This is a genomic window from Leclercia adecarboxylata (assembly GCF_035787115.1).
GTDB classification, from domain to species: domain Bacteria; phylum Pseudomonadota; class Gammaproteobacteria; order Enterobacterales; family Enterobacteriaceae; genus Enterobacter; species Enterobacter adecarboxylatus_E.
In genome coordinates, this window is the sequence record NZ_JALKTL010000001.1 from 618,734 (window position 1) to 633,944 (window position 15,211).

A 15,211-nucleotide genomic window follows, 5' to 3' on the forward strand; every position below is an offset into this window, starting at 1 on the left:
TTTTATAATTGTTCAGACACGCTCAAGGATCATGGCAATGCCCTGACCGACACCAATGCACATCGTGCACAGCGCATAGCGCCCTTTACGACGGTGCAGCTCGTTGCTGGCGGCCAGCGCCAGACGGGCCCCGCTCATCCCCAGCGGATGACCTAAGGCAATCGCGCCGCCGTTGGGGTTAACGTGCGGGGCATCGTCCGGCAGCCCCAGCTCACGCAGCACGCCCAGCGCCTGCGAAGCAAAGGCTTCATTCAGTTCGATAACGTCCATATCATTAATGCTCAGCCCGGCGCGCTCCAGCACCCGACGGGTGGCCGGCACCGGGCCCAGTCCCATCAGACGCGGCTCCACCCCGGCAGTGGCCATGGCCACGATACGGGTGCGCGGGGTCAGGCCCTGAGCCGCCGCCATCTGCTCGCTGGCGACAATCAGCGCCGCGGCGCCATCGTTGACGCCGGAGGCGTTACCGGCGGTGACCACGCCGCCCGCGCGGAACGGTGCTTTCAGCCCGGCCAGCATCTCGAGGGTGGTATCCGGGCGCAGATGTTCGTCATGCACCACTTCCGTGACTGCCCCTTTTTTGCCTTTGATGATGACCGGCACAATCTCCTGGGCCAGAATGCCGCTGGCCTGAGCCTGGGCGGTACGTTGCTGGCTGCGCAACGCGAAGGCGTCCTGGTCTTCACGGGAAATACTTAACAATTCTGCTACATTCTCTGCCGTTTCCGGCATGCTGTCAGAACCAAATTGCTGCGCCATGAGCGGGTTCACAAAACGCCAGCCGATGGTGGTATCAAAGATTTCATTCTGGCGCTGGAAGGCGCTGGTCGCCTTGCCCATCACGAACGGGGCACGGGACATCGACTCCACGCCACCGGCAATCATCAGATCACTATCCCCGGCACGGATGGCACGTGCCGCAAAGCCCAGCGCATCCAGGCCGGAGCCGCAAAGACGGTTCAGGGTGGTACCGGAGACGGTCTGCGGCAGCCCGGCCAGCAGCAGAGACATACGCGCCACGTTGCGGTTGTCTTCCCCCGCCTGGTTGGCGCAGCCAAAAATCACATCGTCGATGCGCTCCGCATCCAGATCCGGGTTGCGCGCCAGCAGCTCGCGCAGGGGGATGGCGCCCAAATCGTCCGCGCGCACGCCGGACAGCGCACCGGCATAACGTCCGATTGGGGTACGGATCCCGTCACATATAAAGGCGTCACGCATCATGCTTCTCCTGTCACAGTGCCGCCGATGCGGTGGGATTTCCCACGGAACAGGGCAACCGTCTTTTGTTGTTGATTAACGATCTCAATGTCGTACACGCCGGTCAGGTTCCCCTGATGACGCACCTTTGCCGTGGCGGTGAGTCTGTCGTGGGCAAAGGCCGGACGCACAAAATCAATGGTGCAGCCCGAGGCCACCGCCGCCAGCCCCTGGCTGTTGCAGGCGTAGGCGAAAGCGGTATCGGCGAGGGTAAACAGCTGTCCGCCGTGGCAGCTTTTATGGCCGTTGAGCATCTGCGGGGTGACGGTCATGGTCAGGACTGCCATGCCCTCATCCATCTCAATAATGTCGATGCCATAGGCCTGGGCGCAGGCATCGTTTTCATACATGGCGCGGGCGTTGCGCCAGGCGTTATGACTCATAGCTACTCTCCAGAAGCGCGCGCTGGCGCAGCAGGGATGACGGACGGTAACGTTCTTCGCCGTAGTGGCGTTGCAGGTTTTCCAGAAGGCCAAGCAGTCGCTGCCAGCCAAGCTGTTCTCCCCAGGCCAGCGGGCCGCGCGGGTAGTTCACCCCGAGGCGCATGGCGGTATCGATATCCTGTTCGCTGGCGACCCCTTTTTGCAGGGCGTCGAGGGCTTCGTTGACGATCATCGCCACCGTGCGCCAGATAATCAGACCCGGATAATCCGCCACCTGCAGCACGCGCTTGCCCTGCTGCTGGAAGTAGCGCACCGCTTTCAGGGTGGTGGCGGGCGGATTGCTGGCGGCGGCGGCAATCACCGCCACGTCGCCTTCTTGTCTGTCGAACACCACCACCGGCTGCCCGTAACGGTTCGCGAGTGCCTGGGCGGTCTCGCCCTGGGTCTCGATCAGCAACAGATCGTCAATTTCGGTGACGCCGTCACTTCTTTTCTGCGGGTTCGTGACACCGTCACTCACCGGTTCCAGCCAGTTCACCGCAGGCTTGTCGTTGCGCCAGTTATAGACCCCCTGCCCGCTCTTCTTGCCTAAGCGTCCGGCCAGGACTAATTCCTGCTGCACCAGTGACGGCAGGAAGCGGCGCTCCTGCCAGAAGGCGTTGAATACCGAGCAGGTGACGGCGAAGTTGACGTCCTGGCCGATCATGTCGGTCAGCTCCAGCGGCCCCATCGGGAACCCGGCGCCATCACGCAGCGCAGCGTCGATGACTTCCGGGGCGGCGACCTGCTCTTCCAGCGCGCGCCAGGCTTCGGCATAGTAGGGGCGCGCCACGCGATTAACGATAAAGCCCGGCGTGGACTGACAGCGCACCGGCTGTTTGCCCCAGCGCGTCGCCAGTTCGCTCAGCTGGGTCACTACCTCTTCGGAGGTCGCCAGCCCGCTCACCACTTCCACCAGCTTCATCACCGGGGCCGGGTTAAAGAAATGCAGGCCCGCCACGCGCTCGGGATGGCTCAGATCGGCGGCGATGGCGGTAATGGAGATTGACGAGGTGTTGCTGGTCAAAAGGGTGTCAGCCGGGCAGATCGCCGCCAGCTGGGCGAACAGCGCCTTTTTTACCGCCAGCTGTTCAGAGGCGGCTTCAATTACCAGGTCAGCCGCCTCCAGGGCGTGAATGTCCGTAACCGGCACCAGGCGCTGGAGCGTCTGCTCAGCGTCGTGCGCGCCGAGCTTGCCGCGGGCCACGCGGGATGTCAGACGGCTGCGAATGCCGTCGATGGCGCGGGTTATGGCGTCGGCGTTAATGTCATACACCAGCACCGGATGGCCGTTGCTGGCCGCCACTTCGGCGATCCCGGCCCCCATGATGCCGCTGCCAATCACCGCCACGGTGTGAATTGTCGTCATCTTATTTCCCCGTAAACTGCGGCGCGCGTTTGTTAAGGAAGGCGCTGACCCCTTCGCGGTAGTCAGCGCTACGTCCGGCCAGGCGCTGATAGTCGCGCTCCAGATCCAGCTGCGCGTCCAGGGTATTGGTTTCAGCGGCGTTGATCGCCTGCTTAATCAGCCCCAGGCCAAAGGTCGGCTGCGAGGCCAGATGCACAGCCAGCTGGCGGGCGGTGTCGGTCAGTTCGGCATCATCCACCACCTGCCAGATCATCCCCCAGGCGTGCGCCTGTTCAGCGCTGATTTTCTCCCCCAGCAGCGCCAGTCCCATCGCCCGGGCGCGACCCGTCAGGCGCGGCAACAGCCAGGTGCCGCCGGAATCCGGCACCAGGCCGAGCTTACTGAAGGCCATCACAAAATTAACCGAACGGGCGGCGATGACGATGTCGCAGCCCAGCGCCAGGGTAGCACCTGCGCCAGCTGCCACGCCGTTCACCGCGCAGATGACCGGTTTTGGCAGTTTTGCCAGACGGCGCACCAGCGGGTTGTAAAATTTCTCCACCGACATCCCGAGATCCGGCGCCGGGCTGTTCGGGTCGACGTTGCGGTCGTTCAGATCCTGCCCGGCGCAAAAACCGCGTCCGGCACCGGTCACCAGCAGGCAGCGGATGGTGTCGTCGCGCTCCGCCTGCTTCAGGCACGCCGCCAGCTGCTGGTGCATCTCCTCGTTGAAGCTGTTGAGACGCTCCGGGCGGTTCAGGGTGAGGGTCATTACGCCCTGCTCAACGTGACACAGAATGAAATCCATGGTTAGCGTCCTTTAAAGTCTGGGGTGCGTTTTTGCAAAAAGGCGTCGATCCCCTCCCGGCGATCGTCGGTGGCGGCCAGCAGGGTAAAGAGCTGACGCTCCTGGACCAGCCCGGCGTTGAGGGGCATCTCCTGAGACTGGCGCAGGGCCTGCTTCGCCGCCTGCAATGCCAGCGGCGAGTGGCGGGCCATCAGCGCCGCCTGCTGCAGGGCGTATTCCAGGGTTAAAGCGTCGGGACAGACGTCGCTTACCAGACCCGCCGCCAGCGCCTGACGGGCGGTGATGCTCTCCCCGGTCAGCACCATTTTGCTGGCAAGGGATTTACCCACGCAGCGGATCAGGCGCTGGGTGCCGCCCGCGCCGGGCATGATGCCTAAGGTGATCTCCGGCAGGCCAAAACGGGCGTTTTCACCAGCAATCACCACATCGCACAGTAGCGCCAGCTCACAGCCCGCGCCCAGCGCGTAACCATTGACGGCGGCAATCAGCGGCTTGCTGAAGGCGTTGATGCGCGCCCACAGCTGCGGGCGAACGTCGTTAAGAGTGGCGGGCAGATCTTTTTCCGCCATCTCATGCAAATCGGCCCCGGCGGCAAAGAAGCGTTCGTTCCCATAGATCACACACACCGAGATCTCGCTGTCCCCTGCCGCGGCTTCGAGGGCGGTTGCCAGCTCGCTCAACAGGGCGTTGTTCAGCGCATTGCGAGCCGCCGGGCGATTGAGGGTCAGATGCAGCACCCGTCCGTGACGGGCAACGATCAGGTCGCTCATGCCATCCCCTTCGCGTCAAAGTCCACCACCACGTCGCTGGTCAGCGGCAGGGCCTGGCAGCTCAGCACGTAGCCTGCCGCCACTTCATCCGGCTCGAGACTGTAGTTGGTGACCATATCCACTTTGCCGCGCAGCACTTTGCATTTGCAGGTGGCGCAGACCCCGCCTTTACAGGCGTAAGGCAGGTCCGCCCCCTGACGCAGGGCCGCGTCGAGAATGCTTTCGTCGTCGGCGGTCAGCGTGATCTCGCGGTCGCGTCCGTCCTGGCGCACCGTCACCTTCTGCCCCTCGGTCTGTACCGTATGCGTGCGCTTGATGGTCGAGCCCGGCGTGTTGAAGCGCTCAAGGTGCAGCGATTTTTCCGGCATCCCCAGCGCCTTAAGCGTCTGTTCGGCCTCGTCCATCATCGCCGCCGGGCCGCAGATAAAGGCTTCGTCAAACTGGCTGAAGTCGATTAAGTGTTTCGCCAGCGCCTGCAGTTTTTCACCGTCGATGCGTCCGTGCAGCAGCTCGCTGTCCAGGGTCTCCTGGCTGAAGATGTTGACCACCTGCAGGCGGGTCGGATAGCTGTCCTTCAGGTCGGCCAGCGCCTGGCGGAACATCATGCTCTGGCTGCTGCGGTTGCCGTAGATCAGCGTGAACTGGCTGTTGGGCTCGGTAGTCAGGGTTGTGGCGATGATCGCCAGCATCGGGGTGATGCCGGAGCCGGCGGCAATCGCCAGATAGCAACCTTCACGCTCAGCCAGCGGCTGATAGCCAAAGTGACCCTGCGGCACCATCACCTCCAGCGCCATCCCCTGCTTGATCTCATCCCGGGCATAGCGCGAGAAGCGGCCGCCGTCGATGGCTTTCACCGCCACGCTGATTTCGCCCGCACGGGCGCTGCGGCAGATGGAGTAGCAACGGCGCAGCTCTTCGCCCGCAAGCCGGGCTTTTAGCGTCAGATGCTGGCCCGGACGGAAGCGATACGCCTCCTGTAAAGCCTGGGGAACCGCGAAGGTAATGGTCACCGCATCGCGGGTTTCGGGCTCCACTTTTGCCACCGTTAAGGAATGAAACGTTGTCATGGCAACCTCAGATACATTTGAAATAGTCGAAGGGTTCACGGCAGCTGTCGCAGCGATACAGCGCCTTGCAGGCCGTGGAACCAAATTCACTGATAAGCGTGGTGCGGGTGCTGGCGCAGCGCGGACAGGTCACCTCAACGGGCAGATGCGCATGGCAGCTGTGTCCGGCCGGCGGGCTGATGCCGTACTGACGCAGACGCTCGCGGGCGTCCGCGGTCATCCAGTCGGTGGTCCAGGCCGGGTCGAGCTGAATGGTGATCTGCACCGGGGCATAGCCGTGGGCGGTCAGCGTGTCGCGGATAGCGCCCATCAGATGATCGGTAGCCGGACAGCCGGAATAGGTCGGCGTAAAGCCGATGGCCCAGCCTTCACCCTGCGGCGTAACGCTGCGCACCATGCCCAGATCGGTGATGGTCAGCACCGGGATCTCCGGGTCCGGGATCTGGCTTAACAGCGACCAGATCTGCGGGACGGCGGCGGGAGCGATGTCGACGTGTTGCATGGCGCTCTCCTGCTTTACCACTGCTGACCGGGGTTCACGCGCTGGAGATACTGCATCTCCGCCAGCATCGGCCCCAGATGTTCGGTGTGCAGCCCTTTCCGGCCGCCGCTGCGATAGGCAGCCTCTTCCGGCACGCTCAGCAATGCCTCGCTCAGCCCGGCAAAGACCTCCGCTTCCCACGCGTCGCGCAGGCTGCGCGGATCGACGGCAATCCCCTCGGCGGCCAGGGTCAGGTCAACCTCGTCGGCCTCGAAGAGTTCGGCGGTAAAGCGCCACAGCTCGTTAACCGCCTGCTGCATTTTTTGCGCGGATACGTCCGTACCGTTGCCGAGGCGTTCCAGCCAGCCGCGGCTGAAGCGCAGGTGGTAGCGGGCTTCCTTGATGGATTTGGCGGCGATGGCGGCCAGCTGCGGATCGCGGCTGTTAGTCAGGCGGGTAAACAGTGCCACGTGCCAGGCGTCGATAAAGTACTGGCGGGCAATGGTATCGGCGAAGTTGCCGTTCGGCTGCTCAACCAGCAGCAGGTTGCTGAACTGGCGCTCGTCGCGCTGGAAAGCCAGCGTATCTTCGTCGCCCTCGCCTTCCAGCTCCGCGGCGTAAGTTAAGAAGTTGCGCGCCTGACCCAGCAGGTCGAGGCCGATATTAGCCAGCGCGAGATCGATCTCCAGCTCAGGGGCATGGCCACACCAGGCGCCCAGACGCTGGGAGAGCACCAGCCCGTTATCACCCAGGCGCAGAACATAATGCGTTAACGTTTTCATCCCGGGCCTCACATGTGCTCGATGCCATCAGGGATGGTATAGAAAGTCGGATGGCGGTAGACCTTGCTTTCCGCCGGGTCGAAGAACTCGCCGCGCTCTTCCGGCTGCGAGGCCACGATTTCGCTCGCCTTTACCACCCAGATGGAACAGCCTTCATTACGACGGGTGTAGGCGTCGCGCGCGTTTTCCAGCGCCATACGGTCATCGGCGGCGTGCAGGCTACCCACGTGACGGTGGGACAAACCCTGCTTGCTGCGGACAAAGACTTCGTACAACGGCCAGTATGTTTTGCTCATCTTAATTCCCCTTATGCGACCTTGCGGGCGTGTTGTTTTTCGGCGTGCGCCAGTGCGGCTTCGCGCACCCACGTCCCCTCTTCCCAGGCTTTGCGCTTGGCGGCCAGGCGTTCGTGATTACAGACGCCGCGTCCGTTTATGACGTCGTCAAACTCCTGCCAGTCGATTTCGCCAAAGCGGTAGTGGCCGCTTTCGGCATCAAACTGCAGGTCCGGGTCCGGGACGGTCATGCCCAGCATCTCTACCTGCGGCACGGTGTTATCGACAAAGCGCTGACGCAGTTCGTCGTTGCCAAAACGTTTGATCTTCCAGGCCAGGCTCCGGGCGCTGTTCGGTGAGTTGTCGTCGTTCGGGCCAAACATCATCAGGGCCGGCCACCAGAAGCGGTTGATGGCGTCCTGCAACATCTGACGCTGCGCCTCGCTCCCCTGGGCCAGCGCCATACAGGCCTCAAAGCCCTGACGCTGGTGGAAACTCTCTTCTTTACAAATTTTCACCATCGCACGGGCGTAGGGGCCGTAGGAGGTACGGCACAGCGCCACCTGGTTAACGATGGCCGCGCCATCCACCAGCCAGCCAATCACGCCGATGTCGGCCCAGCTCAGGGTCGGGTAGTTGAAGATGGAGGAGTATTTCATCTTGCCGTCGAGCATCTTCTGATAGATGTCTTCCCGGGCGCAGCCCAGCGTCTCCGCCGCGCTATAGAGGTAGAGACCGTGCCCGGCTTCATCCTGCACTTTTGCCAGCAGGATGGCCTTACGGCGCAGCGTCGGGGCGCGGGTGATCCAGTTACCTTCCGGCAGCATGCCGACAATTTCAGAGTGCGCATGCTGACCAATCTGGCGGATCAGCGTCTTACGGTACGCGTCAGGCATCCAGTCCTGCGGCTCGATGGCCGTCTCTTGCGCGATGCGCTGCTCAAAGCGTTGTTCTTCCGTCACGTCATCACCCTTTTGATTCGTTTAACTGGCAATTGTCATTCAATGATGAATCACTTTGTTTTATAAAAGTTACACAAAGGTTAATGACAAACCCAAGAAGCCTTTATCCATTTTGTGATGAGGCTCGCAAGACATTTCGACAGGCCAGACACAGCGCGGCTTGTGGCAATGCAGAAGATAAAGCGAGATCACAATGTTAATAAAACATTAACAAGTCGCTTGCTTTTTATGATTCACAAACGAACTATTTATAGTGAAATCACGAACCATCTGGAGAGAATGATGCAGCAGTTAGCCAGCTTCTTGTCCGGCACCTGGCAGTCTGGCCGGGGCCGTGAGCGCACTATCCAACACGCCATCAGCGGCGAAACCCTCTGCACCGTTACCAGCGAAGGGCTGGATATGGCCGCCGCGCGCCGTTACGCCATTGAAAAAGGCGGCGAAGCGCTTCATGCCATGACCTTTATTGAGCGCGCCGCGATGCTGAAAGCGGTGGCAAAACATCTGCTAAGCCAGAAAGAGGTGTTCTATGCCCTCTCCGCGCAAACCGGGGCGACCCGCGCCGACAGCTGGGTGGATATCGAAGGCGGGATCGGCACTCTCTTTACCTTCGCCAGCCTCGGCAGCCGTGAACTGCCGGACGACACCCTGTGGCCGGAAGATGAGCTGATCCCCCTGTCAAAAGAGGGCGGTTTCGCCGCGCGTCACGTCCTGACCTCAAAATCCGGCGTCGCGGTGCACATCAACGCCTTTAACTTCCCCTGCTGGGGGATGCTGGAAAAGCTGGCCCCGACCTGGCTTGCCGGGATGCCGGCGATAATCAAACCGGCCACCGCCACCGCCCAGGTGACCCAGGCGATGGTCAAAGCCATTATCGACAGCGGCCTGGTGCCGGACGGCGCCATCAGCCTGATCTGCGGCGGCGCCGGGGATCTGCTGGACCAGCTCGACAGCCAGGACGTGGTGACCTTTACCGGCTCCGCCGTAACCGGCCAGTCGCTGCGCGTGCACCCGAACATTGTCGCTAAATCCATTCCCTTCACCATGGAGGCCGACTCCCTGAACTGCTGCGTGTTAGGGGATGACGTTACCCCGGAGCAGCCGGAATTTGCGCTGTTTATTCGCGAAGTGGTGCGGGAGATGACCGCGAAGGCCGGGCAAAAATGTACCGCCATCCGCCGCATCATTGTGCCCCAGACGCAGGTGGAGGCCGTCAGCCAGGCGCTGATCGCCCGCCTGGAAAAAGTGGCGGTCGGCGACCCGGCTCAGGAAGGGGTGAAGATGGGTTCGCTGGTCAACGCCGACCAGCGCGCCGACGTGCAGGAGAAAGTCGATATCCTGGTCGCCGCAGGCTGTCAGATCCGTCTGGGCGGTAAAGCCGACCTGAACGCGGCCGGGGCCTTCTTCCCGCCGACATTGCTGTTCTGCCCGCAGCCGGACGAAACCCCGGCCGTACACGCTACCGAAGCTTTTGGTCCGGTGGCGACCCTGATGCCCTATCAGGACCGCGAGCACGCCATGACCCTGGCCCGCGCCGGTGAAGGCAGCCTTGCCGGGACGCTGGTGACCGCCGATCTGCGTCTGGCGCGTCAGTTTATTGCCGGTGCCGCCCGCGCCCACGGTCGTATCCAGATCCTCAACGAAGCGTCGGCCAAAGAGTCCACCGGCCACGGCTCCCCGCTGCCGCAGCTGGTGCACGGCGGCCCGGGACGCGCCGGGGGCGGCGAGGAGCTGGGCGGCCTGCGGGCGGTAAAACACTACCTGCAACGCACGGCTGTCCAGGGCAGCCCGAGCATGCTGGCCGCTATCAGCCAGCAGTGGGTGCGTGGCGCTCAGGTGCAGGAGGACCGCGTCCATCCGTTCCGCAAATATTTCGAGGAATTGCAGCCGGGTGACAGCCTGCTGACCCCGCGCCGCACCCTGACCGAGACCGACATCGTCAACTTTGCCTGCCTGAGCGGGGATCACTTCTACGCCCACATGGACAAGATTGGCGCGGCGGAGTCGATCTTCGGCGAGCGCGTGGTGCACGGCTACTTCCTGATCTCCGCCGCGGCGGGGCTGTTCGTGGATGCGGGCGTCGGGCCGGTAATCGCCAACTACGGCATGGAAAACCTGCGCTTTATCGAGCCGGTGAAACCGGACGATACCATTCAGGTGCGTCTGACCTGTAAGCGCAAGACCCTGAAGAAACAGCGCACGGCGGATGAGAAACCGACCGGCGTGGTGGAATGGGCGGTTGAGATTTTCAACCAGCACCAGCAACCGGTAGCGCTCTACTCCATTCTGACGCTGGTATCACGCCAGCACGGAGATTTTGACGCCTGATCCCTTCCCTCCGGGTAACGTCGCGCACGTTACCCGGCTTCTGGCACATCTGGCAAAACATCTGGCAAATGCAGGCAAACGGTACCCGCAGCGTTATTGCTATGTTGGCAATGAATAAACCGCGCGCAGAACAGCGGTCCTGAGTGGATAACAACACATACAACAGAGGTTAATCATGGGAAGCTCCTCAATTTTTTCTCCGCGTAAAACGGCGCTGGCGTTGGCCCTTGCCTGTCTCTTTTCTGGCCAGGCGCTGGCGCACGGTGGTGCAGCGCATATGGTTGAAATGGATAAAACCCTGACCGAATTTGGCGCTGATGTGAAATGGGACGACTATGCCCAGATGTTCACCATCAGCAAAGACGGGGCCTTCATCAAAGTGAAGCCGGGCGCAATGACCGCCATGGTCAACGGCAAGCCGCTAACCCTGCAGGCACCGGTAGTGATGAAAGACAATAAGGCCTGGGTTTCCGATACCTTTGTCAACGATGTCTTCCAGTCAGGCCTTGACCAGACCTTCCAGGTTGAGAAGACCCCGCACCCGCTGAACGCCCTGTCGGCGGATGAGATCAAACAGGCCGTCGAGATTGTGAAAGCTTCGCCGGACTTTAAACCGAATACCCGTTTCACCCAGATCGCGCTGTCTGAGCCGGAAAAAGCCAAAGTGTGGGATTTTGTGCTCAAGGGTACAGCGGTAGATGCGCCACGTCAGGCTGCGATCACCATGCTGGACGGCAAATTCGTCGTCGAAGCCCTGGTGGATCTGAACGACAAAAAGATCCTGCACTGGGAGGCGATTAAAGATGCTCACGGTATGGTGCTGCTGGATGACTTCATGGCCGTGCAGAATATTGTCACCAGTAATAAAGAGTATGCTGATGCGCTGAAGAAACGCGGCATCAACGACCCGGGCAAGGTGATGACCACCCCGCTGACGGTCGGCTACTTTGACGGTAAGGATGGTCTGAAGCAGGAAGATCGCCTGCTGAAGGTGGTGAGCTACCTGGATACCGGCGACGGCAACTACTGGGCGCACCCGATTGAGAACCTGGTGGCGGTCGTCGATCTGGTTGAGAAGAAAATCGTCAAAATTGAAGAAGGCGCCATTGTGCCGGTGCCGATGCAGTCCCGTCCGTATGATGGCCGCGATCGCGAGCCGGTAGAACATAAACCGCTGGAGATCGTCGAGCCGGAAGGCAAGAACTACACTATTACCGGCAACATGATCCACTGGCAGAACTGGGATTTCCACCTGAGCCTGGATTCGCGCGTTGGGCCTATCATCTCCACCGTCACCTTTAACGATAACGGCAAAAAACGCCAGGTGATGTACGAGGGGTCGCTGGGCGGGATGATCGTTCCCTACGGCGATCCGGATGTGGGCTGGTACTTCAAAGCCTATCTGGATTCCGGCGACTACGGTATGGGTACCCTCACCTCCCCGCTGGTGCGCGGCAAAGATGTGCCGTCTAACGCCGTACTGCTGAATCAGACCATCCCGGACTACACCGGTGCGCCGATGGAGATCCCGCGGGCGATGGCGATTTTCGAACGCTACGCCGGACCGGAGTATAAGCACCAGGAGATGAACCAGCCGAACGTCAGCACCGAGCGTCGTGAACTGGTGGTGCGCTGGATCAGCACCGTAGGGAACTATGACTATATCTTCGACTGGATCTTCCACGAAAATGGCACCATCGGCATTGATGCCGGGGCGACAGGTATCGAAGCGGTGAAAGGGGTGATGGCGAAAACCATGCACGATCCGAGCGCCAAAGAGGATACGAAGTACGGCACCCTGATCGACCACAATATTGTCGGCACCACCCACCAGCACATCTATAACTTCCGTCTGGATCTGGACGTGGATGGCACGAACAACACCCTGGTGGCGATGGATCCGGAGGTGAAGCCGAACACGGCGGGTGGCCCGCGTACCAGTACCATGCAGGTCAACCAGTACAATATCGACAGCGAGCAGCAGGCGGCACAGAAGTTTGACCCGGGCACCATTCGTCTGCTGAGCAACACCAGTAAGGAGAACCGCATGGGCAACCCGGTCTCCTATCAGATTATCCCGTATGCGGGCGGCACCCATCCGGTGGCGACCGGCGCGAAGTTCGCCCCGGACGAGTGGATCTATCACCGCCTGAGCTTTATGGATAAACAGCTGTGGGTGACCCGCTACCATCCGAACGAGATGTACCCGGAAGGGAAATTCCCGAACCGTTCCGCCCATGACCAGGGGCTGGGCCAGTTCAGCAAGGATAACGAGTCGCTGAATAACCAGGATGACGTGGTGTGGATCACCACCGGCACCACCCACGTGGCCCGTGCGGAGGAGTGGCCGATTATGCCAACCGAGTGGGTGCATGCCCTGCTCAAACCCTGGAATTTCTTCGACGAGACGCCGTCTATGGGCAAGAAGAAAGAGGCGCAGTAAGGCGGTATGCGAGTGCGACAGGCCGGGCAGATAGCCCGGCTTTTTTTCGTCTGCGCAGTGTGTGTTGTCGGGTGGCAGCTTCGCTTTTCTGAACAACAACAGCGCAGCGCTGCGGCGTGAAAAATTCACACAAACTATTAAATTATTGCTAACAGATTTTTGCTGAATGTCATTATTTGCTTATAGTTAATCATGTCCCTCCCAACCGGGCAGCCTGCCTTAGAACGTTTTTTTGGTCATCACGCCAGGTTTTCCACTATGCCGTTGTATGCACAATGAGAGGTTTTCAGGATGAGATTAAATGTGATAGCAAGAAGCCTTGCCCTTGCTGGCTTCTTTATTTCTGCCAGCAGCCCAACCTTTGCAGCAGAAGCGCCAAAAGAAGCCGCCGCCGCCACTCAGCAAGCCAATAATGCCCTCTTTAGCCAGTTGCCTTTCTCCGACAACGCCGACTTTACCGATGCTCATAAAGGCTTTATCGCCGCGCTTCCTACGGACGTGATCAAAGGCGAACAGGGCAATGTGGTCTGGAACCCGCAGCAATACGCCTTTATCAAAGAAGGCGAAAAAGCACCGGACACCGTCAACCCCAGCTTATGGCGTCAGGCGCAGCTGATTAATATCAGCGGCCTGTTTGAAGTGACCGACGGGGTGTATCAGATCCGTAACCTTGATCTGTCCAATATGACCATTATCGAAGGGGCGACCGGTATTACTGTTGTTGACCCGCTGGTTTCGGCCGAAACGGCAAAAGTCGGGATGGATCTCTATTTTAAAAACCGCGGGCAAAAACCGGTGGTCGCCGTCATCTACACCCACAGCCACGTTGACCACTACGGCGGCGTGCGCGGCGTAGTGGACGAGGCCGATGTTAAAGCCGGTAAAGTGAAAATCTACGCCCCGGCCGGCTTTATGGAAGCCGCAGTCGCTGAAAACATTATGGCCGGGAACGTGATGAGCCGTCGCGCCAGCTACATGTACGGCAACCTGCTTAAACCCGATCCTAAAGGCCAGGTGGGTGCAGGACTCGGCACAACCACCTCCGCCGGGACCGTCACTCTGCTTGCCCCGACTAACATTATAGAAAAAGACGGCCAGAAAGAGACCATCGACGGCCTGACCTATGACTTTATGCTGGCGCCGGGTTCAGAAGCGCCGTCAGAAATGCTCTGGTATATCGAAGAGAAAAAACTGATCGAATCCGCCGAGGACGTGACCCACACCCTGCATAACACCTATTCCCTGCGTGGCGCGAAGATCCGCGAGCCACTGCCGTGGTCGAAATACATTAACGAAGCCATTGTGCGCTGGGGTTATAAAGCCGAGGTGCTGATGGCCCAGCACCACTGGCCGACCTGGGGTAACGACAATGTGGTCAAGCTGTTGAAAAGCCAGCGTGACCTGTACCGTTACATCAACGACCAGACGTTACGTATGGCGAACCAAGGTATGACCCGGGATGAAATCGCCGCTAACTTCAAGCTGCCGGATTCTCTGGCGCACACCTGGGCTAACCGGGGTTATTACGGCTCGGTGAGCCACGACGTGAAAGCGACTTACGTGTTGTACCTCGGCTGGTTCGACGGCAACCCGGCCACCCTGGACGAACTGCCACCAGAAGAAGCGGCGAAGAAATACGTAGATTATATGGGCGGTGCTGACGCCATCCTGCAGAAGGCCAAAACCGACTTCGACCAGGGTAACTATCGCTGGGTTGCGCAGGTAGTGAGCAAGGTGGTATTTGCCGATCCGAACAACCAGGCGGCACGCAATCTGGAGGCCGACGCGCTGGAGCAGCTGGGTTACCAGGCCGAATCGGGCCCGTGGCGTAACTTCTACCTCACCGGCGCGCAGGAGCTGCGTAACGGCGTGGTGAAAGGCCCGACCCCGAACACCGCAAGCCCGGATACGGTGCGGGCGATGACGCCGGAAATGTTCTTCGACTATCTGGCGGTTCACATTAACGGTGAAAAAGCCGGAACGGCAAAATCGGTGTTTAACATCGACCTCGGCAGCGACGGCGGCAAGTACAAGCTGGAGCTGGAAAACGGGGTGCTGAACCACACCGCCAACGCCGAAGCAACCGACGCCGACGCCACCATCACGCTGAACCGCGACACGCTGAACAAAATTATCCTCAAGGAGACCACCCTGAAACAGGCTGAGGAGAGCGGCGCGGTGAAAGTTACCGGTGACGGAACGAAACTTGATACCATGCTGGGCTACATGGATAAATTTGAATTCTGGTTCAACATTGTTACACCGTAA

13 protein-coding genes are annotated in these 15,211 nt (G+C 60.4%); 3 read left to right on the plus strand and 10 right to left on the minus strand.

Annotated features, from left to right (window positions below; all coding sequences use genetic code 11):
• Positions 1-12: 12 nt before the first annotated feature.
• Genes pcaF through paaA form a run of 10 tightly spaced genes read right to left on the minus strand, consistent with a single transcriptional unit; the run spans position 13 to position 8,172 of the window.
• The gene (gene pcaF, locus MXM41_RS02880) at positions 13-1,218 is read right to left on the minus strand and encodes a 3-oxoadipyl-CoA thiolase (protein ID WP_325930830.1); all 1,206 of its coding nucleotides are present in this window, start codon (positions 1,216-1,218) and stop codon (positions 13-15) included.
• On the minus strand, positions 1,218-1,640 hold the full coding sequence (gene paaI, locus MXM41_RS02885) for a hydroxyphenylacetyl-CoA thioesterase PaaI (protein WP_325929798.1): 423 nt from the start codon (positions 1,638-1,640) through the stop codon (positions 1,218-1,220). The genes pcaF and paaI overlap by 1 nt, the downstream gene beginning before the upstream one ends.
• Positions 1,630-3,048: a 3-hydroxyacyl-CoA dehydrogenase gene (locus MXM41_RS02890; protein WP_325929799.1), complete on the minus strand. Its 1,419-nt coding sequence runs from the start codon at positions 3,046-3,048 to the stop codon at positions 1,630-1,632. Before MXM41_RS02890 ends, paaI begins: the two co-directional genes overlap by 11 nt.
• Before the next feature lies 1 nt (position 3,049).
• Positions 3,050-3,835, minus strand: a complete 786-nt coding sequence (gene paaG, locus MXM41_RS02895) for a 2-(1,2-epoxy-1,2-dihydrophenyl)acetyl-CoA isomerase PaaG (protein ID WP_325929800.1) — start codon at positions 3,833-3,835, stop codon at positions 3,050-3,052.
• A gap of 2 nt (positions 3,836-3,837) precedes the next feature.
• Positions 3,838-4,605 (minus strand): 2,3-dehydroadipyl-CoA hydratase PaaF, encoded by a 768-nt coding sequence (paaF, locus tag MXM41_RS02900; protein ID WP_325929801.1) that lies wholly within the window; start codon positions 4,603-4,605, stop codon positions 3,838-3,840.
• On the minus strand, positions 4,602-5,672 hold the full coding sequence (gene paaE, locus MXM41_RS02905) for a 1,2-phenylacetyl-CoA epoxidase subunit PaaE (RefSeq protein WP_325929802.1): 1,071 nt from the start codon (positions 5,670-5,672) through the stop codon (positions 4,602-4,604). The genes paaF and paaE overlap by 4 nt, the downstream gene beginning before the upstream one ends.
• Before the next feature lie 7 nt (positions 5,673-5,679).
• Positions 5,680-6,174 (minus strand): 1,2-phenylacetyl-CoA epoxidase subunit PaaD, encoded by a 495-nt coding sequence (paaD, locus tag MXM41_RS02910; protein WP_325929803.1) that lies wholly within the window; start codon positions 6,172-6,174, stop codon positions 5,680-5,682.
• 14 nt (positions 6,175-6,188) lie between these two features.
• Positions 6,189-6,935 (minus strand): 1,2-phenylacetyl-CoA epoxidase subunit PaaC, encoded by a 747-nt coding sequence (paaC, locus tag MXM41_RS02915; RefSeq protein ID WP_325929804.1) that lies wholly within the window; start codon positions 6,933-6,935, stop codon positions 6,189-6,191.
• 8 nt (positions 6,936-6,943) lie between these two features.
• Positions 6,944-7,231, minus strand: a complete 288-nt coding sequence (paaB, locus tag MXM41_RS02920; protein WP_103179812.1) for a 1,2-phenylacetyl-CoA epoxidase subunit PaaB — start codon at positions 7,229-7,231, stop codon at positions 6,944-6,946.
• A gap of 11 nt (positions 7,232-7,242) precedes the next feature.
• The gene (paaA, locus tag MXM41_RS02925; RefSeq protein ID WP_325929807.1) at positions 7,243-8,172 is read right to left on the minus strand and encodes a 1,2-phenylacetyl-CoA epoxidase subunit PaaA; all 930 of its coding nucleotides are present in this window, start codon (positions 8,170-8,172) and stop codon (positions 7,243-7,245) included.
• Positions 8,173-8,454: 282 nt separating this feature from the next.
• Between paaA and paaZ the strand changes: the two genes are divergently transcribed.
• The 3 genes from paaZ to MXM41_RS02940 all read left to right on the plus strand — a co-directional run bounded on the left by paaZ (position 8,455) and on the right by MXM41_RS02940 (position 15,211).
• Positions 8,455-10,500, plus strand: coding sequence for a phenylacetic acid degradation bifunctional protein PaaZ (paaZ, locus tag MXM41_RS02930; RefSeq protein ID WP_325930833.1), 2,046 nt, complete (start codon positions 8,455-8,457; stop codon positions 10,498-10,500).
• A gap of 175 nt (positions 10,501-10,675) precedes the next feature.
• The gene (tynA, locus tag MXM41_RS02935) at positions 10,676-12,943 is read left to right on the plus strand and encodes a primary-amine oxidase (protein ID WP_325929808.1); all 2,268 of its coding nucleotides are present in this window, start codon (positions 10,676-10,678) and stop codon (positions 12,941-12,943) included.
• Positions 12,944-13,234: 291 nt separating this feature from the next.
• Complete coding sequence (locus MXM41_RS02940; RefSeq protein ID WP_325929809.1) at positions 13,235-15,211, plus strand: alkyl/aryl-sulfatase; 1,977 nt, start codon at positions 13,235-13,237, stop codon at positions 15,209-15,211.

Coding starts and splice junctions, on each gene's coding strand:
- paaI (WP_325929798.1), bottom strand. CDS start 1,640: ATGAGTCATAACGCCTGGCGCAACGCCCGCGCCATGTATGAAAACGAT.
- paaZ (WP_325930833.1), top strand. CDS start 8,455: ATGCAGCAGTTAGCCAGCTTCTTGTCCGGCACCTGGCAGTCTGGCCGG.
- MXM41_RS02940 (WP_325929809.1), top strand. CDS start 13,235: ATGAGATTAAATGTGATAGCAAGAAGCCTTGCCCTTGCTGGCTTCTTT.
- MXM41_RS02890 (WP_325929799.1), bottom strand. CDS start 3,048: ATGACGACAATTCACACCGTGGCGGTGATTGGCAGCGGCATCATGGGG.
- pcaF (WP_325930830.1), bottom strand. CDS start 1,218: ATGCGTGACGCCTTTATATGTGACGGGATCCGTACCCCAATCGGACGT.
- paaD (WP_325929803.1), bottom strand. CDS start 6,174: ATGCAACACGTCGACATCGCTCCCGCCGCCGTCCCGCAGATCTGGTCG.
- paaF (WP_325929801.1), bottom strand. CDS start 4,605: ATGAGCGACCTGATCGTTGCCCGTCACGGACGGGTGCTGCATCTGACC.
- paaG (WP_325929800.1), bottom strand. CDS start 3,835: ATGGATTTCATTCTGTGTCACGTTGAGCAGGGCGTAATGACCCTCACC.
- paaB (WP_103179812.1), bottom strand. CDS start 7,231: ATGAGCAAAACATACTGGCCGTTGTACGAAGTCTTTGTCCGCAGCAAG.
- paaE (WP_325929802.1), bottom strand. CDS start 5,672: ATGACAACGTTTCATTCCTTAACGGTGGCAAAAGTGGAGCCCGAAACC.
- paaC (WP_325929804.1), bottom strand. CDS start 6,935: ATGAAAACGTTAACGCATTATGTTCTGCGCCTGGGTGATAACGGGCTG.
- tynA (WP_325929808.1), top strand. CDS start 10,676: ATGGGAAGCTCCTCAATTTTTTCTCCGCGTAAAACGGCGCTGGCGTTG.